Origin of the sequence: Pararhodonellum marinum (genome assembly GCF_015354735.1) — a bacterium.
GTDB lineage: Bacteria > Bacteroidota > Bacteroidia > Cytophagales > Cyclobacteriaceae > Pararhodonellum > Pararhodonellum marinum.
Window position 1 is genome coordinate 1 of record NZ_JACEFJ010000032.1, and the last position, 2436, is coordinate 2436.

Annotated in this window: 2 protein-coding genes; both read left to right on the plus strand. The window is 50.8% G+C overall.

The features are described 5' to 3' along the window. Window positions 1-175 precede the first annotated feature (175 nt). Complete coding sequence (locus tag H1A14_RS22950; protein ID WP_262893981.1) at window positions 176-1003, plus strand: tyrosine-type recombinase/integrase; 828 nt, start codon at window positions 176-178, stop codon at window positions 1001-1003. Next, window positions 993-2147, plus strand: coding sequence for an IS91 family transposase (locus H1A14_RS22955; RefSeq protein WP_194778655.1), 1155 nt, complete (start codon window positions 993-995; stop codon window positions 2145-2147). Before H1A14_RS22950 ends, H1A14_RS22955 begins: the two co-directional genes overlap by 11 nt. The last annotated feature ends 289 nt before the right edge of the window (window positions 2148-2436 follow it).

Genomic DNA, 2436 nt, shown 5'->3' on the forward strand with positions numbered 1-2436 from the left:
AGCACAGACCCGCCACTTTTGCCAAGGCGTTGTTGAACTGACACCCTCCGGGTGAGCGGATTACCTAAATTCTGTTTAAATTCCGTCATATCAAAATCAATCATTATGGAAACTAAAAAAAAACACGTTAGGGACCGTCGTCCTTAACGGTCCGGCACAGGGGTATCTTCTGAAGCTGGCCTCATTTCTGGAAGCAAAGGCCTATTCCCCCATGACCGTCCGGAACTACATGGCCGAAATCCGCTATATCTTTGCCTATTACAACCATCTCAATCCTGAACAGCTTACCCAGGAACATATTGCCTCCTACATCAACTACATTAAAAAAGAACACGGTGTAGGCAGAGATAAATGCAGAATGACCGCGCAGAGCTGCAGCTTCTTTTTTAAACACATATTGCCCTCTCCTTATGTTGTTCCCCATGCCCTCTATCCCAGAAAGGAATTCAGGCTTCCCGATATCCTGACACAGGAACAGGTCGGCCAGGTCCTCGCATCCACTTCCAATCTAAAGCACCGTGCGATCATCGCCCTGTTTTACGGAACAGGCATCCGGCTCAGCGAGCTCCGGTTCCTGGAGATGAAACATATTTCCCGGGCAGATATGCAGCTCAAGGTAGTGGCCGGAAAGGGAAGCAGGGATAGGTTCACCATCCTGCCCGCTGCCGTACTTCCACTGCTCGAAGCTTATTATAAGGTTTACAGACCCAAACAATTTCTTTTCGAGGGACAGACCCCTGGCAAAGCCATGAATGACCGCTCCATACAGCATGCCATCCGGATGGCCATGAAGCAGGCCGGGCTGGAACAGCATGCATTCTCCGCCCATACCCTCAGGCATTCCTTTGCCACCCACCTGCTTGATGCCGGTACGGACATCCATACCATCAAGCAGCTGCTCGGACACTCCAAGATTGAGACCACCATGATCTATCTCCACCTGACCAAACAGCGCCGGGAAAAGCTCGTTTCCCCCCTTGACATCATGGGATATGTCAGCTGAGGTCTCCTTTCAGAACCTGTTCGGACATCCGTCCATCAAATCCTTCAACCCCTACAGCAAAGCCGTCTTTGCCGACCTTGCAGCATGCCATACGGCAGCCAAAGGCTATCACCTCAGCAGATGCGACAGGCAGGAATGCGGAAACCTGTCCCACAGCTACCATTGCTGTGGCAACAGGCACTGCCCGAACTGCGGCAGTATGAAGCGGGATGCATGGATAGCCGACAGGATGGATGAACTCCTGCCCACGGCCTATTACCATATGGTGTTCACTTTGCCCCACGAGCTCAATCCGGTCATCATGGGCAACAGGAGCAGGCTCTTCGACCTGTTGTTTCAGACAGCATCACGGACCCTGCTCAATCATGCACGGATGCCCGAATACCTAGGGGCCGAACCGGGCATCACCATGGTCCTCCATACCTGGGGACAGGATCTTTCATTCCATCCCCACGTACACTGCATCGTCAGTGCAGGCGGATATGACGGACAGCAATGGGTAGAGGCCAAACGCAAAAACAACCGGTTCCTCTTTCCACAGAAAAGTCTGGCAAACATGTTCAAGGCAATGTTTATGGAAGGGCTGGAAATAGACAGTACCATTACCTGGTTCGGTGACAAAAAAGCTGTCATCAAAGCCATCAGGTTCAAAAAATGGAATGTGTACGCCAAGGCCCCTTTCGGTTCGCCCGACAGGGTCGTCGAATATCTCGGAAGGTATACCCACAAGATAGCCATCACCAGACACAGGATACTTGAAGTCAATGAGTCCCACATCAGGTTCAGCTACAAGGACTACGCTGACGGTTCCAAAACCAAGCAGATGCTGCTTCCGCATCAGGAATTCCTCAGAAGGTTTGAGCAGCATGTCCTGCCAAAGAGATTTGTCAAAATCAGGCACTTCGGATACCTGAGGCTTCAGGGAAAAACAGAAAGGCTTGACCGGATCAGGTCGGCCCTCAACCTCAAACCCCAAAAAGAAAAAGTCCTTGTTCCCTTTCAGATCCGGATGTTGGAAAAGTATGGCCGGGATGTCTTCAAATGTCCCTGCTGCAAAACAGGAAGGATGTCGGTCGTATTCGACACAAGGGACAGGGCCAACAGGAAACCGAAGCCCCTTCAGATGAAACCTGCGCCTTCATGATGCACTTCCGGAACGGGGAAAACACAGGCCCGGTCCAGGACATGTCCAACATTTATCCAACCGGAAATCCGGGTAAGGGAACTTATGTCCAAAACCCAACAATATCTCCACGGTTCCCCCAAATAACGAACCCAAAAATAACCATGAAACCAAAACAAACCTACTGTTCCACCTAGCAGCCGTTTCACCCTGCGGATGTCAGTCAACAGCCACTAGCAAAAAGCCCTGAAAGATGAATGCATCAATCAGGGCTTTTTTTCAGGGGCTTTTCTCTAGTGGGCTAAATGTT